Annotated in this window: 16 protein-coding genes; 12 read left to right on the forward strand and 4 right to left on the reverse strand. The window is 70.2% G+C overall.

Annotated elements, in window-relative coordinates; genetic code table 11:
- The first annotated feature begins 165 nt into the window (after positions 1 to 165).
- Genes AB0D12_RS17045 through AB0D12_RS17060 form a run of 4 tightly spaced genes read left to right on the forward strand, consistent with a single transcriptional unit; the run spans position 166 to position 4,366 of the window.
- Positions 166 to 861, forward strand: coding sequence for an LPXTG cell wall anchor domain-containing protein (locus AB0D12_RS17045; protein WP_362682628.1), 696 nt, complete (start codon positions 166 to 168; stop codon positions 859 to 861).
- Positions 862 to 870: 9 nt separating this feature from the next.
- Complete coding sequence (locus AB0D12_RS17050) at positions 871 to 1,800, forward strand: hypothetical protein (protein WP_362682631.1); 930 nt, start codon at positions 871 to 873, stop codon at positions 1,798 to 1,800.
- A gap of 2 nt (positions 1,801 to 1,802) precedes the next feature.
- On the forward strand, positions 1,803 to 3,026 hold the full coding sequence (locus tag AB0D12_RS17055; protein ID WP_362682634.1) for a hypothetical protein: 1,224 nt from the start codon (positions 1,803 to 1,805) through the stop codon (positions 3,024 to 3,026).
- A gap of 14 nt (positions 3,027 to 3,040) precedes the next feature.
- A complete protein-coding gene (locus AB0D12_RS17060; protein WP_362682778.1) occupies positions 3,041 to 4,366 on the forward strand; it encodes a hypothetical protein in 1,326 nt (441 codons plus the stop codon).
- A gap of 75 nt (positions 4,367 to 4,441) precedes the next feature.
- Here the strand turns inward: AB0D12_RS17060 and AB0D12_RS17065 are convergent, their stop codons facing one another.
- Entirely contained in the window at positions 4,442 to 5,962 is a 1,521-nt protein-coding gene (locus tag AB0D12_RS17065) for an oligopeptide:H+ symporter (protein WP_362682637.1), read from the reverse strand.
- A 467-nt stretch (positions 5,963 to 6,429) separates the two neighbouring features.
- On the opposite strand from AB0D12_RS17065, the gene AB0D12_RS17070 reads away from it, so the two are divergent.
- Positions 6,430 to 7,107, forward strand: coding sequence for a response regulator transcription factor (locus AB0D12_RS17070; RefSeq protein WP_326650322.1), 678 nt, complete (start codon positions 6,430 to 6,432; stop codon positions 7,105 to 7,107).
- Between the two features lie 129 nt (positions 7,108 to 7,236).
- Positions 7,237 to 8,505, forward strand: a complete 1,269-nt coding sequence (locus AB0D12_RS17075) for an ATP-binding protein (protein ID WP_362682640.1) — start codon at positions 7,237 to 7,239, stop codon at positions 8,503 to 8,505.
- A 148-nt stretch (positions 8,506 to 8,653) separates the two neighbouring features.
- On the opposite strand, the gene AB0D12_RS17080 is transcribed toward AB0D12_RS17075, so the two are convergent.
- Entirely contained in the window at positions 8,654 to 9,160 is a 507-nt protein-coding gene (locus AB0D12_RS17080; RefSeq protein WP_327323996.1) for a GtrA family protein, read from the reverse strand.
- A gap of 172 nt (positions 9,161 to 9,332) precedes the next feature.
- Here AB0D12_RS17080 and AB0D12_RS17085 point away from each other — a divergent pair, with 172 nt between their 5' ends.
- The 4 genes from AB0D12_RS17085 (at position 9,333) to AB0D12_RS17100 (ending at position 13,526) form a co-directional block, all read left to right on the forward strand.
- Positions 9,333 to 10,472, forward strand: coding sequence for a 5-(carboxyamino)imidazole ribonucleotide synthase (locus AB0D12_RS17085; RefSeq protein WP_362682643.1), 1,140 nt, complete (start codon positions 9,333 to 9,335; stop codon positions 10,470 to 10,472).
- Positions 10,469 to 11,005 (forward strand): 5-(carboxyamino)imidazole ribonucleotide mutase, encoded by a 537-nt coding sequence (gene purE, locus AB0D12_RS17090; protein WP_362682646.1) that lies wholly within the window; start codon positions 10,469 to 10,471, stop codon positions 11,003 to 11,005. The genes AB0D12_RS17085 and purE overlap by 4 nt, the downstream gene beginning before the upstream one ends.
- A gap of 6 nt (positions 11,006 to 11,011) precedes the next feature.
- Complete coding sequence (locus AB0D12_RS17095) at positions 11,012 to 12,208, forward strand: dipeptidase (RefSeq protein WP_362682649.1); 1,197 nt, start codon at positions 11,012 to 11,014, stop codon at positions 12,206 to 12,208.
- A 127-nt stretch (positions 12,209 to 12,335) separates the two neighbouring features.
- Positions 12,336 to 13,526, forward strand: a complete 1,191-nt coding sequence (locus AB0D12_RS17100; protein WP_362682652.1) for a membrane dipeptidase — start codon at positions 12,336 to 12,338, stop codon at positions 13,524 to 13,526.
- A 35-nt stretch (positions 13,527 to 13,561) separates the two neighbouring features.
- On the opposite strand, the gene AB0D12_RS17105 is transcribed toward AB0D12_RS17100, so the two are convergent.
- Positions 13,562 to 13,924 (reverse strand): VOC family protein, encoded by a 363-nt coding sequence (locus AB0D12_RS17105; RefSeq protein WP_362682655.1) that lies wholly within the window; start codon positions 13,922 to 13,924, stop codon positions 13,562 to 13,564.
- Between the two features lie 88 nt (positions 13,925 to 14,012).
- Between AB0D12_RS17105 and AB0D12_RS17110 the strand changes: the two genes are divergently transcribed.
- Positions 14,013 to 14,537 (forward strand): CGNR zinc finger domain-containing protein, encoded by a 525-nt coding sequence (locus AB0D12_RS17110; protein WP_362682658.1) that lies wholly within the window; start codon positions 14,013 to 14,015, stop codon positions 14,535 to 14,537.
- A gap of 164 nt (positions 14,538 to 14,701) precedes the next feature.
- On the opposite strand, the gene AB0D12_RS17115 is transcribed toward AB0D12_RS17110, so the two are convergent.
- Positions 14,702 to 16,045, reverse strand: a complete 1,344-nt coding sequence (locus tag AB0D12_RS17115) for a UDP-glucose/GDP-mannose dehydrogenase family protein (RefSeq protein WP_362682661.1) — start codon at positions 16,043 to 16,045, stop codon at positions 14,702 to 14,704.
- A 246-nt stretch (positions 16,046 to 16,291) separates the two neighbouring features.
- On the opposite strand from AB0D12_RS17115, the gene AB0D12_RS17120 reads away from it, so the two are divergent.
- On the forward strand, positions 16,292 to 17,449 hold the full coding sequence (locus tag AB0D12_RS17120) for an acyl-CoA dehydrogenase (protein WP_362682663.1): 1,158 nt from the start codon (positions 16,292 to 16,294) through the stop codon (positions 17,447 to 17,449).
- Positions 17,450 to 17,557: the final 108 nt, after the last annotated feature.

The raw sequence follows: 17,557 nt of genomic DNA on the forward strand, positions 1-17,557 counted from the left end.
AGCGGTCCACGGCAGGTTTTGAATCTCTTGTAGAGCACGTCAATACGGCGTGCTCTTTGTCTTCCCTCCCCAAGGTCCCAGGCGTACCTTGAGCGCCCGATCTGATGTGCCGTCAGTAACTTCGGCGACATCAGGCAGCAACTTCCGGCCTGAGGGGAACTCGAGGTGTCGTACCAGAAGCGGACAGCTCTCGCGCTGGCAGCAGCGGTGGCGGGCTCGGTGGTGCTGATGGCCGCCCCTGCCGCCCAAGCCAGTGTCGTGGACGTCGACTACCAGTGTCAGACTCCGATCGGGCCAAAAGGCGCGGTCTCGCCGATCGATATCAAGAGCGTCAGGAGCGGCGGCGGCTACCGGCTGACGATGTCCTTCCAGAAAGGCGTCTCCTCCAGCCCGGTGGAGCTCGGCAAGGGCGCGATGAAGCCGAGCGCGCTGATCAAGCTGGGCGGCGCGGAGGAGGGCTCGGTCGCGGTCTCCGGGCCCTCGAACGAGGCGGCGATCCCGGCCAACACCCCTATCAAGATCAATGACTTGACGGGGACGTACACCCCGAAGAAGAGCGGCAAGGTCACCTTCACCGCCGGAGTGCTGACGATCAAGGCGCTCGGTACGACGACGACGTGCACACCCAAGAACAACCCCAAGCCCTCGCTGGAACTCGGCGTCACGGCGGCGGGCGGCGGTTCGGGCGGCGGCGGTGCCGACGGCGGTACGGGGCAGAACGCCCAGTCGGGCGGCGAACTCCCCAAGACCGGCCCGGTCGACTCGGCCCTCGCGCTCGGCACGCTCGGCGGGACGGTCCTGCTGGCCGGAGCGGCCGGGGTGCTGTGGCTGACCCGGCGCGGACAGCGCGCCGCGAGCTGACCCGTGCACGTGCGCGCACGCCTCGCCGCCGCCCTCGCCGTCGCCGTGCTGCTGTGCGCGCTCTGTGGGCTGTGCGCCCCTGCCGCGTGGGCGTCCGGCGAGCCGACGTGGACGGCGGAACCGGCGGCGGGCGGAGGCAGACCGTACATCTATATGGAAGGCGTGCCCGGCACCGTCCTCGAGGACAAGCTCTCCGTGACGAACCGGGGCGCGAAGCCGCTTGCCGTCCGGCTCAGGTCCGCCGATATGTTCAACACCGCGGGCGGCGCGCCCGCGGTACGGGGCGCGCGGCAGTCCAAGGATGCGGGCACCTGGATCACGCTCGCCGCGAACCGGGTGACGGTCCCGCCCCGCACCAGGGCGGAGGTCCCCTTCTCGGTCACGGTCCCTCCTGGCGCACTCCCCGGCGACCATCCGGGCGCGGTCGTGGCGGAGTCCGGCGGCCGTGCGGTGGGCGTACGGATCCAGCTGCGGGTGAGCGGCCCGACGCTGGCGGCGCTCACGGTCGAGGACGTGTCGGTCGCCGGCGGCGCGATCCGCTACAGCCTGGTGAACCGCGGCAATACGGCGCTGACCCCGCGGGTCGCGTTCCGCGCGGACGGTCTGTTCGGGCAGGTGCTGCGCCGGGCGCCGCGGACGCTGCCGGTGGAACTGCTCCCGGCCCAGCGCGTCAGGATCACCGAGAAGTGGACCGATCCTCCCTCGCTGAACAAGGTGACCGTCCACATCGATGCGACGGCCTCGGGCGACGCGAGGGCCGAGGCCTCGGTATCGGCGGCCTTCGTCCCCTGGAGGACGGTGGGGGGCGCGGTCGCGGCTCTGCTCACCACGGCCGCGACGACACTGTGGTGGGTACGGCGCCGACGCCACCCCCCGGCCCCCGATCCGACCTCTGAACAGACGGACAACGACCGGCACTTGGCGAGGTCAGGAACATGACGATGCACCACAGAGCTGACGCCGCAGGGGTCGTCGGGCGTCGCGACGCTGACGCCGTAGGGGTCGATGGGCGTCAGCCCCCGCGTGCCCTCCACCGCCCGGGGGCCCGGGGCCTTGCCCCCGGCTACGGGAAGTGGCGGGGTGGGGGAGACTCCACCGCCCACCACCCCAACGCCCTCGCTGTCCTTCTCGCCCTGCTCCCTCTGCTGCTGCTCCTCCCCGCGCTCCCCGCCTCCGCGGCCGACGGAAAGCCCGCGGTCAAGCTCTCCCAGGTGCAGGCCGGCAAGGGCGGCGACATCACCGTCAGCGGTACCGGATGGCGGCCGGGCACGCTCCTCATGATGCTCATCTGCGGGCAGGCTGTGCCTGACAGAGGCGTGATCGGCGGCACCAACGCCTGCGCCAACTCCGACGGCCGCGCCGTCACCACCGACGCCAAGGGCTCCTTCAGCAAGGAGATGCCGGTTGCCGAGCCGCCCAGGCCCTGCCCCTGCGTGGTGCACGTAGCGACCGTGACCGGTGAACAGGCCGTCGTCGACGCCCCGTTCACCGTCGCCGGTCACCCCACCGCACCGCTGCCGCAGCAGGCGGGCGCCGGCAGGCTCGCCGTCCTCGCCGCCACCCGGCTCGAGGGCGAATCCGGCATCCTCGTCTTCTTCGGCGCCCCGCCGTCCCGCCGGCTCGAGTTCACCGTCGGCAACCTCGGCTCCGCGCCCGTGCGCGACCCTGTCTTCCAGGTCGGCACCTCGCACGGCGTCTTCGCCCCGCAGTGGGAGGAGCAGCAGTGGCGCGGCACCATTGCGCCCGGCCAGAAGGCGCAGGTCAAGCTGCCGGTCCAGCTGTCCGCCGGGGCACACGGCGACTACCAGGTCTCCGTGAAGTACGGCACCAAGGTGCTCGTCGAGCAGCCGTGGGGCGTCGGTAGGCCGTGGGGCGTCACGATCTTCTGGCTGCTGCTGGCCGTCGTCGTACCGGCCGCCGTCTTCCGTATCGGCATGGCGATCGTCGACCGCCTCCGCCCACGCGGCAACGGCAGCCTCCGCCCACGCGGCAACGGCCGCCACCGCACCGTTCGGCTGCCCACGTTCCGCCGCCCAGGCTCCGGGTCCCGCGCGCAGCCGTCCGCAGCGCCGAAGAGCACCACGACCACCACGGCGGCTCTGCCGTGGTTCACGCCTGACTCCGCACCGTCAGAGAACCGGTCCACGACGAAGGGACATTCGTGAGCACGCAACGGAGGATGAGCGCGGCCGGAGTCGCGCTGATGCTCGGCGGCGCGGGGATTCTGCTGGCCGCAAGCCCCGCCCAGGCAGCCGAGGTCTCGTACCGGACGGAGTGCATCCCACCGCCCATCTCGGGCCTGCCACCCGTGCAGGGCACCACCAAGGTCGAGATCACCGCGCCCGCCGAGGCGAAGGTCGGCGATGAGGTCGAAGTGGTGTGGAAGTTCGTCGAGGCGGCTTCCAAGAACCCCGACATCATCGACCTGGAGAAGGACACGGTGAAGCCCACCGGCACGCTCAAGGCGGCCGGCACGCAGACCGCGGACATCGCCATGGAGGGGCCGCGGACGAACCCGCCGATCCCCAAGAACAGCCCGATGAAGCTGTCCGACATGAAGGGCAAGATCAAGCTGACCAAGGCCGGCGAGGTCACGCTGACGCCCGACGGGTACAACATCAACGTCTCCAAGCCGATGTCCACCGACACCAAGTGCACGCCGAAGGAGACGGTCAAGTCCGCTGCGACGATCAAGGTGTCGGACGGCAGCGGTACGTCCGGCGGCACGACGACGTCCGGCGGAACCACCTCAGGCGGTACGACGACGTCCGGCGGTACGACGACGTCGGGCGGCACGACCACCTCCGGCGGCACCACCACCTCCGGTGGTACGGCCTCCGGCGGTGGCGACGGCGGCCAGAGCGACTTCCCCGGCAAGGAGGTCGCCGTCACCTTCGCCTGCAAGTCGCCGGGCCCGGCGAGCATCAACTCCAAGGTGACGATCAACGCCAAGAAGAACGGCGGCAGTTACGACCTGGTCGTCAAGACCGCCAAGGGCGTCATGAACAGCCCGGCGGCACTCCCCGCCGGTGCCCTCAAGCCGTCCATGGCGGTCCTGCTCGGTGGCGTCGACAAGGGCACCGTCCCCGTCACAGGCCCTGCCAACAAGGATCCGCTGGAGCAGGGAAAGCCGGTGGACCTGCCTGATATGACCGGTACGTACAAACCGGGCGCGAGCGGCAAGTCCACGCTCAGCCCCGGCACCCTGACGATCGACGTCACCCTGGGCGGCCAGAAGATCAGCATCCCGTGCACGGGCAAGGGCTCGGCGGCCGTCTCCCTCGAGCTCGACACCTCGGCCCAGCCGGGCGGCGCGTCGGGCGGTGACAGCGGCGGCGGCACCACGTCCAGCGGCGGCACGAGCACGAGCGGCGGCCTCGCCCAGACGGGCGCCGAGGACAACGGCGCCCTGCGCGCCCTCGCTCTGGTCGCCGGCACAGTGATCCTGCTGGGCGGCGCGGTGTTCACGTTCACCCCGTGGCGCCGACTGCGCGGAATCCGATAGAGCAGCGCTGACACGGCAAAGGGCCGCCGCACCGAATACGGTGCGGCGGCCCTTTGGCTGCGCGTACGAGCTACGTCAGTGGACGTCGCCCATCAGCGACTCAACCTTCTTGCGGTACATGTAGATCGCGACACCGGCCGCGACGGCAAGCAGCGCCTGCATGGCGATGATGGAGGTTCCGTTGAGATCGACACCCGCGAGCGCGAGCAGACCCGTGGCGCAGTCACCGGCGGTGACGGCGAGGAACCAGACACCCATCATCTGGCTGGCGTACTTCTGCGGCGCCATCTTCGTGGTGACCGACAGGCCGACCGGGGAGAGGCACAGCTCGGCGATCGTCTGGATCATGTAGATCGAGACCAGCCACATCGGGCTGACCTTCGTGCCGTCACCGGCCATGCCCATCGGCACGATGAACACGAAGAACGAGGCGCCGACGACGACCAGGCCCATCGTGAACTTAACGATGGTGCTGGGCTCCTGGTTCTTACGGGCCAACCACAGCCACAGCCAGGCGAAGACCGGGGCCAGTGCCATGACGAACAGCGGGTTCAGCGACTGGTACCAGGTGGCCGAGAAGTCGAAGCCGAACAGGGTGCCCGCGGTCTTGCCGTCCGCGAACAGGGACAGGGTGGAGCCACCCTGGTCGTAGATCATCCAGAAGACGGCGGCGGCCACGAAGAACCAGATGTAGGCGCTCATCTTCGAGTGCTCGCCGGGGCTGAGGTCCTTGTCGCGCTTGATGCGGACCAGCACGGCGATCGGGATGATCAGGCCGGCCAGAGTCAGCGGGACGAGGGCCCAGTTCAGCGTGTAGACGCCCATGGCGACCACGGCGCCGTAGAAAACGGCGAGGACGGCGACGACGGCGACGACCTTGGTCAGAACGGCCTTGCGCTCATCGGCGGACAGCGGGTTCGGGACGACGCTGCTCTTCGCACTCAGGTGGCGCGTGCCGAACAGCAGCTGGGCCAGGCCCAGCGCCATGCCGACCGCGGCGAGCGCGAAGCCGAGGTGCCAGTTGTACTCCTTGCCGACCGTGCCGATGACCAGCGGGGCGGCGAAGGCACCGAGGTTGATGCCCATGTAGAAGATCGTGAAGCCACCGTCACGGCGCGGGTCGTCCGGACCGTCGTAGAGGTGGCCGACCATCGTGGAGATGTTGGCCTTCAGCAGACCGGAGCCGACGGCGACGAGTACCAGACCGACGAAGAACATCGCCTGACCGGGGACGGCCAGCAAGCCGTGGCCTGCCATGATCACGAAGCCGGCGATGGTGACGGTCTTGCGAGCGCCCCATACGCGGTCGCCGAACCAGCCGCCCGGCATGGCCATGAGGTAGACCATGGAGACGTAGACGGAGTAGATCGCCGTGGCCATGGCCGTGGTCATCGCGAGGCCGCCGCCCTGGCTGCCGGTTGCCGCGTCGGCACCGCCGGAAACCAGGTAGTACACGAGAAGGGCGCGCATGCCGTAGTAGCTGAAGCGCTCCCACATCTCGGTCATGAAGAGAGTGGCCAGGCCGCGGGGGTGGCCGAGGAAGGTCTTCTCGGAGACAGCGGAGCTGGCCGAGTCCTTCGTCAGGCTGGACGCCATGGTCGATCCTTGCTTGGTCGGGACGCGGTGCTTTGTGAGCGGTACGCGCCCGGTGTGGGGGTGGCCGGCACCGGCAACGGATGTGCCCCACCCCACGTTTGAGGGGTTCGCTCCGCAGAAGCGGGAGCCGAGGGGCAGTCCGCACCGGGATCCACGCCTCGCGCGCTGTGTCGCGCACCAGGCCCGGTCCATCGGTCATTCACTGTCTTCGAGGCCGGCAGGGCCAACCTCGCGCAGAAAAGAGACCCTTGGCGCGCTCAGCAGGCCAAAGGTCCCGTGTAGTGCACAGGCTTCTCGCCACCATACGTCACGACACAGTGGCATATGGAAGGACTTGAGACATGGATCACAGGATTTAAAGGAACCGCTGCCCTGATTCGAAGGCGGCAACCATGATTGCATCCCAGACCCGCAGGCCTTGACGATCAAGCGCCAACCTGCGAGTCGCGCGGACTACCATCACCCACATGACCCGTGTACTGCTCGCCGAGGACGACGCTTCCATCTCGGAGCCGCTGGCCCGCGCCCTACGTCGGGAGGGGTACGAGGTCGAGGTGCGCGAAGACGGTCCGACCGCGCTCGAAGCCGGACTTGTCGGCGGCGTGGACCTCGTCGTCCTCGACCTCGGGCTGCCCGGCATGGACGGCCTGGAGGTCGCCAGACGGCTGCGTGCCGAGGGCCACACCGTGCCCGTCCTGGTGCTGACCGCCCGCGCCGACGAAGTGGACACCGTGGTGGGCCTGGACGCCGGCGCCGACGACTACGTCACCAAGCCGTTCCGCCTCGCCGAGTTGCTCGCCCGGGTACGGGCCCTGCTGCGGCGCGGCGCCACCGAGCCGGTCCCGGCGCCCGCCACCCACGGCGTACGGATCGACGTCGAGTCGCACCGGGCCTGGATGGGCGACGAGGAGCTCCAGCTCACGGCCAAGGAGTTCGACCTGCTGCGGGTCCTCGTCAGGGACGCGGGCCGGGTGGTCACCCGCGACCAGCTGATGCGCGAGGTCTGGGACACCACGTGGTGGTCGTCCACCAAGACGCTGGACATGCACATCTCGTGGCTGCGCAAGAAGCTCGGCGACGACGCGGCGAACCCGCGCTACATCGCCACGGTCCGGGGAGTGGGCTTCCGCTTCGAAAAGAGCTGAGGCACGGCGAAGAGCTGAGGCACGGGGGCGGAGCCCGCACGGAACCCGCACCGGACAGGAAACCGTGCCACGAGGCCTAGGCTGAAGTACGGGCACTCCCCGTACACCGCGTCCCGCCCGGAGGGCACTTTGCGCCGCCGCCTGATCAACTCCACGCTCGCCGTCGTGCTCGTCGTCATCGCCGTCTTCGGGGTCTCGCTCGTCCTCGTCGAGACCCGCACCATCAGCAGCAGCGCCCAGGAAAGCGTGGACTCCGAGGCCCTCCGCCTCGTCAGCATCGTCGACAGCCGGCTCATCGGCGGCGAGCCCGTCAACCCGGACATCCTGGCCGAGCAGAGCGGCGCCAAGCGGTACGCGCAGATCCAGATCCCCGGCCGCGCGCCCATCGCGATCGGCGAGCGCCCCTCCGGCAGCGTCATCCGCGGCGTCGCACGCGGCGAGCGCGGCGAGTCCGTCACTGTCGAGGAATCCCGTTCCTCCGTCACCCGCGAGGTCGGCCGGACCCTGCTGATCATCGCCGCGGTGTCGCTGCTCGCGGTCGTCGCCGCCGTACTGCTCGCCGTACGCCAGGCGAACCGGCTCGGCTCGCCGCTCACCGACCTCGCCGAGACCGCCGAGCGCCTCGGCTCCGGCGACCCGCGCCCCCGCCACAAGCGCTACGGCGTCCCCGAGCTCGACCGGGTCGCCGACGTCCTCGACGCCAGCGCCGAGCGCATCGCGCGCATGCTCACCGCCGAGCGCCGGCTCGCCGCGGACGCCTCGCACCAGCTCCGTACGCCACTGACCGCGCTCTCCATGCGGCTGGAGGAGATCACCGTCGCCGAGGACCTCGAGACGGTGAAGGAGGAGGCGAGCATCGCGCTCGCCCAGGTGGAGCGGCTCACCGACGTGGTGGAGCGGCTGCTCACCAACGCCCGTGATCCGCGCACCGGTTCCGCCGTCGTCTTCGATCTGGACGAGGTCGTCAAGCAGCAACTGGAGGAGTGGCGGCCGGCCTACCGCAGCGCGGGCCGGGCGATCGTCTGCTCGGGACGGCAGGGCATGCGGGCCGTCGGCACCCCGGGCGCGGTCGCCCAGGTCCTCGCCGCGCTGATCGAGAACTCCCTCATGCACGGCGGCGGCACCGTCGCCGTCCGCACTCGCGTCACCGGAAATCAGGCCGTCGTCGAGGTGACCGACGAGGGCCCCGGCGTACCGGCCGACCTCGGCGCGCGGATTTTCGAGCGGACCATCAGCGGCCGCAACTCGACAGGCATCGGACTGGCCGTGGCCCGCGATCTGGCGGAGGCGGACGGCGGACGGCTCGAGCTGCTCCAGCAGGATCCGCCGGTCTTCGCGCTCTTCCTGAGCCGGGTGCAGCGCGGCCGCCGGGACGAGCAGACGCCGATGGTCAGATAGCCGTCGGACAGCCGGCGTGCGGCTCAGGCTCAGCGTGCGACCGGGCTCAGCGGGAGCCCGGGCTCAGCGGGCGAGCAGGCTCAGCGTGCGACCGGGCTCGGCGGGCGGCGCGGCTCAGCGGGCGAGCAGGCTCAGCGTGCGACCGGGCTCAGCGGGAGACCCGGTCGGGCTGCGGCGGCCGCTGCCCGAGGAAGGACTCCGCGGTCTGTACGGCCTCGCGCACCGGGAGCGCCCGGAACACCCAGGTGCGGTACGACCAGAAGCGGAACAGCGTCGCGATGCCGATACCGAGGAACTTGAACACATTGCTCTGGAGCGGACTGTCCCAGCCGAAGCCGTACGTCGCGGCGTAGAGCACCCCGCTCTGGATCACCAGCCCGACCAGGCTGAACAGGAAGAAGAGCGTCAGCTCCTTGGTCCTGCGGGTCTTGTCGCGGTCCCGGTAGGTGAAGTAGCGGAAGCCCACATAGTTGAAGGCGATCGCGACGACCGTGGCCACGATGCTCGCCCGTACCACAGGGAGGTCCGTGAGAGTCCGTACGAGATTGAAGACTCCCAGGTCCACCAGGAGCCCCACCGCACCAACCGCGCCGAACTTCGCGAACTCGCGCGTGAGCTGATCAAGCGGCACGCGCAGTGCGCTTCGTTCACTCATGGTGATCGCTCAGCCCCGTTCGGGTCGGTGTCGTCAACTCAGCCATGCTAACCACCACCCTCAGGAGTTGCCCGCGGACGTCTGCAACGGCGTGGCGGGACTGTGACAAGGGCGACGACGGACCGGGGCCGCGGGAGGCAGGGCGCACCGGGGCGGCGGATACCCTAAGAGGGTGACGTTCCCGGTAGTCGGCATGGTCGGCGGCGGTCAGCTCGCCCGTATGACCCACGAGGCGGGCATCCCCCTCGGCATCAGATTCAAGCTCCTCAGTGACACTCCGCAGGACTCGGCGGCCCAGGTGGTCAGCGAGGTCGTCATCGGCGACTATCGCGACCTGGACACGCTGCGTGAGTTCGCGCGGGGCTGCGACGTGATCACTTTCGATCACGAGCACGTCCCGATCGAGCACCTGCGGGCCCTGGAGGCGGACGGCATCCCCGTCCGGCCGGGGCCCGACGCCTTGGTGCACGCGCAGGACAAGGGCGTGATGCGCGCCAAGCTCGACGAGCTCGGCGCGCCCTGCCCGCGCCACCGCATCGTCGCGGACCCCGCCGATGTGTCGGCGTTCGCCGAGGAGGTGGGCGGCTTCCCCGTCATCCTCAAGACGGTGCGCGGCGGCTACGACGGCAAGGGCGTCTGGTTCGTCCGTACGCAGCACGAGGCCGAGGCCCCGTTCCGGGCCGGTGTCCCCGTCCTCGCGGAGGAGAAGGTCGACTTCACCCGCGAGCTCGCGGCGAACATCGTCCGCTCTCCGCACGGCCAGGCCGTCGCCTATCCCGTCGTCGAGTCCCAGCAGGTCGACGGCGTCTGCGACACGGTGATCGCGCCCGCGCCGAATCTGCCGGAGGCGCTCGCGGGCCAGGCCCAGGAGCTCGCCCTGCGGATCGCGAAGGACCTCGGCGTCGTCGGCCATCTCGCGGTCGAGCTCTTCGAGACGACCGACGGCCGCATCCTGGTCAACGAACTCGCCATGCGCCCGCACAACTCCGGCCACTGGACCCAGGACGGCGCGGTCACCTCGCAGTTCGCCAACCATGTCCGCGCCATCCTCGACCTCCCGCTCGGCGACCCGCGCCCGCGCGCCGGCTGGACGGTCATGTGCAATGTGCTGGGCGGCGACTACCCCGACATGTACGCGGCCTATCTGCACTGCATGGCCCGCGACCCGCAGCTCAAGATCCATATGTATGGCAAGGACGTGAAGCCCGGCCGCAAGGTGGGGCACGTCAACACCTACGGCGACGACCTGGACGACGTGCTGGAGCGCGCCCGTCACGCAGCCGGCTATCTCAGAGGAACGATCACGGAATGACCAGCCCCGCAGCCAGCCCCCTCGTCGGCATCGTCATGGGCTCGGACTCCGACTGGCCCGTCATGGAAGCCGCCGCGCAAGCGCTCGAAGAGTTCGAGATCCCCTACGAGGTCGATGTCGTCTCCGCGCACCGGATGCCGCGCGAGATGATCGCGTACGGCGAGGAGGCCGACGGCCGCGGCCTCAAGGCGATCATCGCGGGCGCCGGGGGAGCGGCCCATCTGCCTGGCATGCTCGCCTCCGTCACCCCGCTGCCGGTGATCGGCGTGCCGGTGCCGTTGAAGTACCTCGACGGGATGGACTCCCTGCTCTCCATCGTGCAGATGCCGGCGGGCGTGCCCGTGGCCACCGTCTCCGTGGCCGGCGCCCGTAACGCCGGTCTGCTCGCGGCCCGCATCCTGGCCACGCAGGACAGCGAACTCCTCGCCCGTATGCGGGAGTTCCAGCAGGAGCTGAACGACCAGGCCACCGAGAAGGGCAAGCGGCTGCGCACCAAGGTCGAAGGTGCGGACGCCTTCGGCTTCGGGAAGTAAGAGGCAATGGACTCAGCCACGGACTTCCTCACCGCGGCGCGCGAACTCCTCGCCGCCCACCCCGTCGTCGACGGCCACAACGACCTGCCCTGGGCGCTGCGCCAGCACGTCCGCTACGACCTGGACCGCCTCGACATCGCCGGCGACCAGACCGGCCGGCTGCACACCGACATCCCGCGGCTGCGTTCCGGTGGGGTCGGCGCGCAGTTCTGGTCCGTGTACGTACGCAGCGACATGGCCGGCGACGACGCGGTCAGCGCGACCCTCGAGCAGATCGACGGGGTGCGCCAGCTCCTTGAGCGCTATCCGGCGGACCTGGCCGCAGCCTTGAGCGCGGACGACATGGAGACGGCGCGCGGCGAAGGCCGTATCGCCTCGCTCATGGGCGCCGAGGGCGGCCACTCCATCAACAACTCCCTCGCCACCCTGCGGGCCCTGTTCGCGCTGGGCGTGCGCTATATGACGCTCACCCACAACGACAACATCGCGTGGGCCGACTCGGCGACGGACGAGGTGGGCGTCGGCGGTCTGTCGGCCTTCGGCCATGAGGTCGTACGGGAGATGAACCGCGTCGGCATGCTGGTCGACCTCTCGCACGTCGCTGTGCCGACGATGCGCGACGCGCTGGCCACCTCGGTCGCGCCGGTCGTCTTCTCGCACTCGTCGTCCCGGGCGATATGCGACCACGTGCGCAACATTCCCGACGACGTGCTGGCGCAGCTGCCCGACAACGGCGGTATCGCCATGGCGACGTTCGTACCGAAGTTCATCCTTCCGGCGGCCGTCGACTGGACACGGGCCGCGGACGAGAACATGCGCGCGCATGGCCTCCACCACCTGGACACCACGCCGGAGGCCATGAAGGTCCACGAGGCCTTCGAGGCGGCGAACCCACGGCCGATGGCGACGGCCGCGACGGTCGCCGACCATCTCGACCACATGCGCGAGGTCGCCGGCATCGACCACATCGGCATCGGCGGCGACTTCGACGGCACAGCCTTCACCCCGGCCGGGCTCGAGGACGTCGCGGGCTACCCGAACCTGATCGCGGAGCTGCTGCGCCGCGGCTGGTCCGGCGCCGACCTGGCGAAGCTCACCTGGCAGAACGCGGTGCGCACACTGCGCGCGGCCGAAGACGTCGCCCGCGACCTGCAGCGGGGCCGCGGACCGTCCAACGCGACGATCGAGCAGCTCGACGGCTGAGTGCGGTGACGGGGGTACGGGGACGAGGCCCCGTACCCCCGAACGCACCACCCTGCCGTGAACCCTCGCCGCTCCCGTGCCACGGTGGCCGTACGGCAATCGCCGTCGACGCTCGGAGCACCCAGACATGGCAGATCTCGAGGACGACCCCCATGCCGCCACCGCCGCGGTCGGCGATCTCGACGGCCCGGCCCCGCCCAGCAGAAGAGTGTCGGCCGAGCCGGCCGAGCTCGCCGAGCCGGCCGAGCCGACCGATTTGGCAGAGCCGGCCGAGCTGGCCGAGCCGACCGATTTGGCAGAGCCGGCCGAGCTCGCCGAGCCGACCGATTTGGCAGAGCCCGCCGGAAGCCTTGAGCGCGCACGCGAACTCCTCGCCGCGCACCCCATAGCCGACGGTCACAGCGGACTGGCCCGCGCGCTGAAATACGCGTCCGGGTACGGGTACGACATAGAACTGGGCGAGCGCGTGCTGGAGACCGACATACCGCGCCTGCGGGACGGATGCGTCGGCGCGCTGTTCCTGTCCCTGCACGTGCCACCGGAACTGACCGGGGACCGCGCGCTGAGCGCCACCCTGGAGCAGATCGACCTGGTCCGCTCCCTGGTGGCCGCCTGTCCCGAAGGCCTGCGCCTCGCGCTGAGCGCCGACGACATGGCCGACGCCCACAACTGCGGGCGCGTCGCCACCCTGCTCGGCCCGGTGTCGGGCCCGGCGCTGGGCGACTCGCTCGGCACGCTGCGGGCGTACCACGCACTCGGCGTCCGCAGCCTCACCCTCGCGGGCACCCGCTGGACGGAGGGCACCGGACTGACCCGCTTCGGCCAGGAGGTCGTCCGCGAGATGAACCGCCTCGGCGTTCTCGTCGACCTCGCCGGCTGCTCGGCCGACACGATGCGCCGTGTGCTCGCGGTGGCCGGGGCTCCGGTCGTCATCTCGTACCACCCGGCACGGGTCCCGGACGATGTGCTGGGCCTGCTGCGCGACAATCACGGCGTGTGCATGGTCGCGTGCACCGCCACGACGATCCGCGAGACGGCGGACCGCCTGGACCACGTCCGCGAGGTGGCGGGCCCCGAGTCGGTCGCCCTCAGCGGCGCCTACGACACGGGAACCCCGCACGCCCCGGGACTGGGCGATGTGTCCTGCTTCCCCCGCGTGATCGCCGAACTCCTCGACCGCGACTGGCCGGAGCCGGATATCGAGGCCCTGACCTGGTCGAACGTGTCCCGGGTGCTACGCGACGCGGAGTTCCTGGCCCGCGCCACGCATCCACGCCGCCCGCCGTCGACGGCAACACTGCCGGCGCTGGACACCTGAACCCCGGCCGCGAGGGCCGCCCCGTGGCCGCTCGGTCAGCAGGCGCAGAGGCAGAACGGATGCCCCGCCGGGTCCGCGTACACGCGCCAGGAGCGGGTCCTGTCGTCCGCGTCCAGCACCGTCGCGCCCAGCTCCAGTACGCGCTTCTCCGCCGCGTCCAGGTCCTCCACCGTCAGATCCAGGTGGAACTGCTGCGAGCCGTCGGGAGCCGGCCACTTCGGCGGTACGAAGCCGGGCGCGGCCTGGAAGTCCAGCGGGGTGCCCGGGGCTTCCGCCAGGTGGACCCAGCCCTCGCCCTCGTCCTGGATCCGGCCGCCCAGCACCGCGGCGTAGAAACGGCCGAGTGCGACGGGGTCGGGACAGTCCAGAACGACGGCCCCCAGCGTGGCGATGGCCATGGTTTCCTCCTCGGTCGGCGTTACCGCTACATGAGAGCAACCAGTAACGGTTACCTGATGCTCTCGCATCGGAGGTAACGTCGCAACCATGAATGAGAAGGCGCCCGCACCAGGCGGCCTGGCGCTGGTCGAGGCCCTGGTGAACACGCTGGACGTCGAGACCGGCGCCGACGCTCTGGACGCGACGGAGGGCCGTGCCGTCTTCGGTCTCGCCGAGCGGGACGTCCCTGCCGCCCGCGAACTCCGCGAGGCCCTGCGCGCCGCATGCCTCGCCCACGCGGGCCACCGCGCACCGGACCGCTCGGCGGCGGCACTCGACGGCTTTCTGGCCGAGGCGCCGCTGCTGGTCACGGTGGCCGAGGACGGCACGGCCGCGCTCCGTCCGGCCACCCCGGACACGCTCGTCTCCCGTATCGCCGAGGCACTCGCGGCCGCGGCCGCCGACGGGACCTGGGCACGTCTCAAGGCGTGCGAGGCGGAGGACTGCCAATGGGCGTACTACGACCGCAGCCCGGCGGGCCGCCGCCGCTGGTGCTCGATGTCGGTCTGCGGAGCCCGCGCCAAGATGCGCACATACCGGGCTCGCCGGTCGGTGCCGGACGCCTCGGCCTGATACCCGCGAGGGCCGGCCCGACCGCGGTCATGGCCGCGCGCGGAGTCGCCGGCTGCGGGCGCGCTGACCGCGCCCGGGGGCCGGCCCGTACGCGGCGGCGTGCCGACCAGATCTGCGGCTGGTCATGACCGCGCGCACGCGGCCCGCCCGCCATCGCCCCCCGCTCAGGCGCGCGGGCGGCCCATCGCCCGGTACGTCCAGCCCGCCTCGCGCCAGCGCGCGCCGTCCAGCGCGTTCCGCCCGTCCAGGATGATCCGGCTGGTCACGACCTCGCCCAGCGCCGCCGCGTCCAGCTCGCGGAACTCGCGCCACTCCGTCAGGTGCAGCACCACATCCGCGCCCCGCACCGCGTCCAGCGCCGAATCGGCGTAGCCCAGCGTCGGGAAGAGACGGCGCGCGTTGTCCATCCCCTTCGGGTCGTACACCGTCACCTGGCCGCCCTGCAGATGGATCTGGCCCGCCACATTCAGCGCCGGTGAATCCCGTACGTCGTCCGAGTCCGGTTTGAACGTCGCACCCAGCACGGCCACCCGCTTCCCCAGGAAGGAGTCACCGCCCACCGCGTCCCGCGCCAGTTCCACCATGTGGCCACGCCGCCGCATATTGATCGAGTCGACCTCCCGCAGGAAGGTCAGCGCCTGGTCGGCGCCCAGCTCACCGGCGCGCGCCATGAAGGCACGGATGTCCTTCGGCAGACATCCGCCGCCGAAGCCGATCCCGGCCCGCAGGAACTTGGACCCGATTCGCTCGTCGTAACCGATTGCCTCGGCCAGCTTCACGACATCGCCGTCCGCGGCCTCGCACACCTCCGCCATCGCGTTGATGAACGAAATCTTCGTCGCGAGAAAGGAGTTCGCGGAGGTCTTCACCAGCTCGGCGGTCGGGAAGTCCATCACCACGAACGGCGACCCTTCGCCGACCGGCGTCGCGTACACCTCGCGCAGCAGCTTTTCCGCGCGCTCGCTCTCCACACCGACCACGATCCGGTCGGGGTGCAGCGTGTCCTGGACGGCGAAGCCCTCGCGCAGGAACTCCGGGTTCCACGCCAGCTCCGCGTCCACGCCCACCGGAGCCAGCTCGACGAGCAGCTCCGCCAGCCGGGCCGCGCTGCCGACCGGCACGGTCGACTTGCCGACGACCAGCGCCGGCCGCTTCAGCTGCGGCGCGAGAGAGGCGAAGGCACGGTCCACGTACGACATGTCGCAGGCGTACTCACCGTGCTTCTGCGGGGTGTTCACACACACAAAATGAACGTCGCCGAACTCCCCGATCTCCTCCCAGGAGGTCGTGAAACGCAGTCGGCCGCTCGATCCCTCGATCCCGGCGACATGCTTGGCGAGCAGATCCTCGAGCCCCGGCTCGTACATGGGGACCTTGCCGGCCGAAAGCATCTCGATCTTCTCGGGAACGACATCGAGCCCGAGCACTTCGAAGCCCAACTCCGCCATGGCCGCGGCGTGCGTGGCGCCGAGATATCCGGTGCCGATCACGGTGATCTTGAGGGCCATGCGGTGCTCCAGTGAAGTGCGGGCTCAGGTGCGCTGCCCGAGCATAACCGGGGCGCGTACCGTGGTCGTGGTGACCGTGGGCGGGGGCGTTGACGGTTGCTGCCGGTGGCCGGTGGGGGTTTCGCGGGCGGTCTGATGCGGGGGGACGATTCCCGCTGTCGTCAAGCTCACGTATGCCTGGGAGTAGCAAGCCCACTAAAATCAGGTTACTTAACGGTAGTTAGCGTCACTGGGGAGTGAGAGACCTTGGCCGGATCGGCTGATTTCGACCTGTACCGCCCGTCCGAAGAGCACGACATGCTCCGCGACGCCATCCGTTCGCTCGCCGAGGCGAAGATCGCGCCGTTCGCCGCCGAGGTCGACGAGCAGGCCCGCTTCCCGCAGGAGGCTCTGGACGCGCTGGTCTCCGCCGATCTGCACGCGGTCCACGTCCCCGAGGAGTACGGCGGCGCGGGCGCCGATGCGCTGGCGACCGTGATCGTGATCGAGGAGGTGGCCCGCGTCTGCGCGTCCTCCTCCCTCATCCCGGCCGTGAACAAGCTCGGCTCCCTGCCCGTGATCCTCTCGGGTGACGAAGACCTCAAGAAGAGGTACCTGGGCCCGCTCGCGCAGGGCGACGGGATGTTCTCGTACTGCCTCTCCGAGCCGGACGCGGGCTCCGACGCCGCCGGCATGAAGACGAAGGCCGTACGCGACGGAGACTTCTGGGTTCTCAACGGCGTGAAGCGCTGGATCACCAACGCCGGCGTCTCCGAGTACTACACGGTGATGGCCGTCACCGACCCGACCAAGCGCTCCAAGGGCATCAGCGCCTTCGTCGTCGAGAAGTCGGACGAGGGCGTTTCCTTCGGCGCCCCGGAGAAGAAGCTCGGCATCAAGGGCTCCCCGACCCGCGAGGTCTACCTCGACAACGTCCGCATCCCCGCCGACCGCATGATCGGCGAGGAGGGCACGGGCTTCGCCACCGCGATGAAGACCCTGGACCACACCCGCATCACGATCGCGGCCCAGGCTCTCGGCATCGCCCAGGGCGCCCTCGACTACGCCAAGGGCTATGTCCAGGAGCGCAAGCAGTTCGGCAAGCCGATCGCCGACTTCCAGGGCATCCAGTTCATGCTCGCCGACATGGCGATGAAGCTCGAGGCCGCCCGCCAGCTCACCTACTCGGCGGCCGCGAAGTCGCAGCGTGTCGACGGCGACCTGACCTTCTTCGGCGCGGCGGCGAAGTGCTTCGCCTCCGACGTCGCGATGGAGGTCACGACGGATGCGGTCCAGCTGCTCGGCGGCTACGGCTACACGCGTGACTACCCGGTCGAGCGCATGATGCGCGACGCCAAGATCACGCAGATTTATGAAGGTACGAATCAGGTCCAGCGGATCGTCATGGCAAGGAACCTGCCGTAGCAGGGTTCTTGCAGGTCAGTGGCCCTGTGACTGGGTCAGGGAAGCTGGCTCCGGTTTCGGTCCGTTCGAGCCGGTTCCGGGGTGATCCTGGGCGTCATGCTGGGGAAA

Origin of the sequence: Streptomyces sp. NPDC048479, from assembly GCF_040651435.1 — a bacterium.
GTDB lineage: Bacteria > Actinomycetota > Actinomycetes > Streptomycetales > Streptomycetaceae > Streptomyces.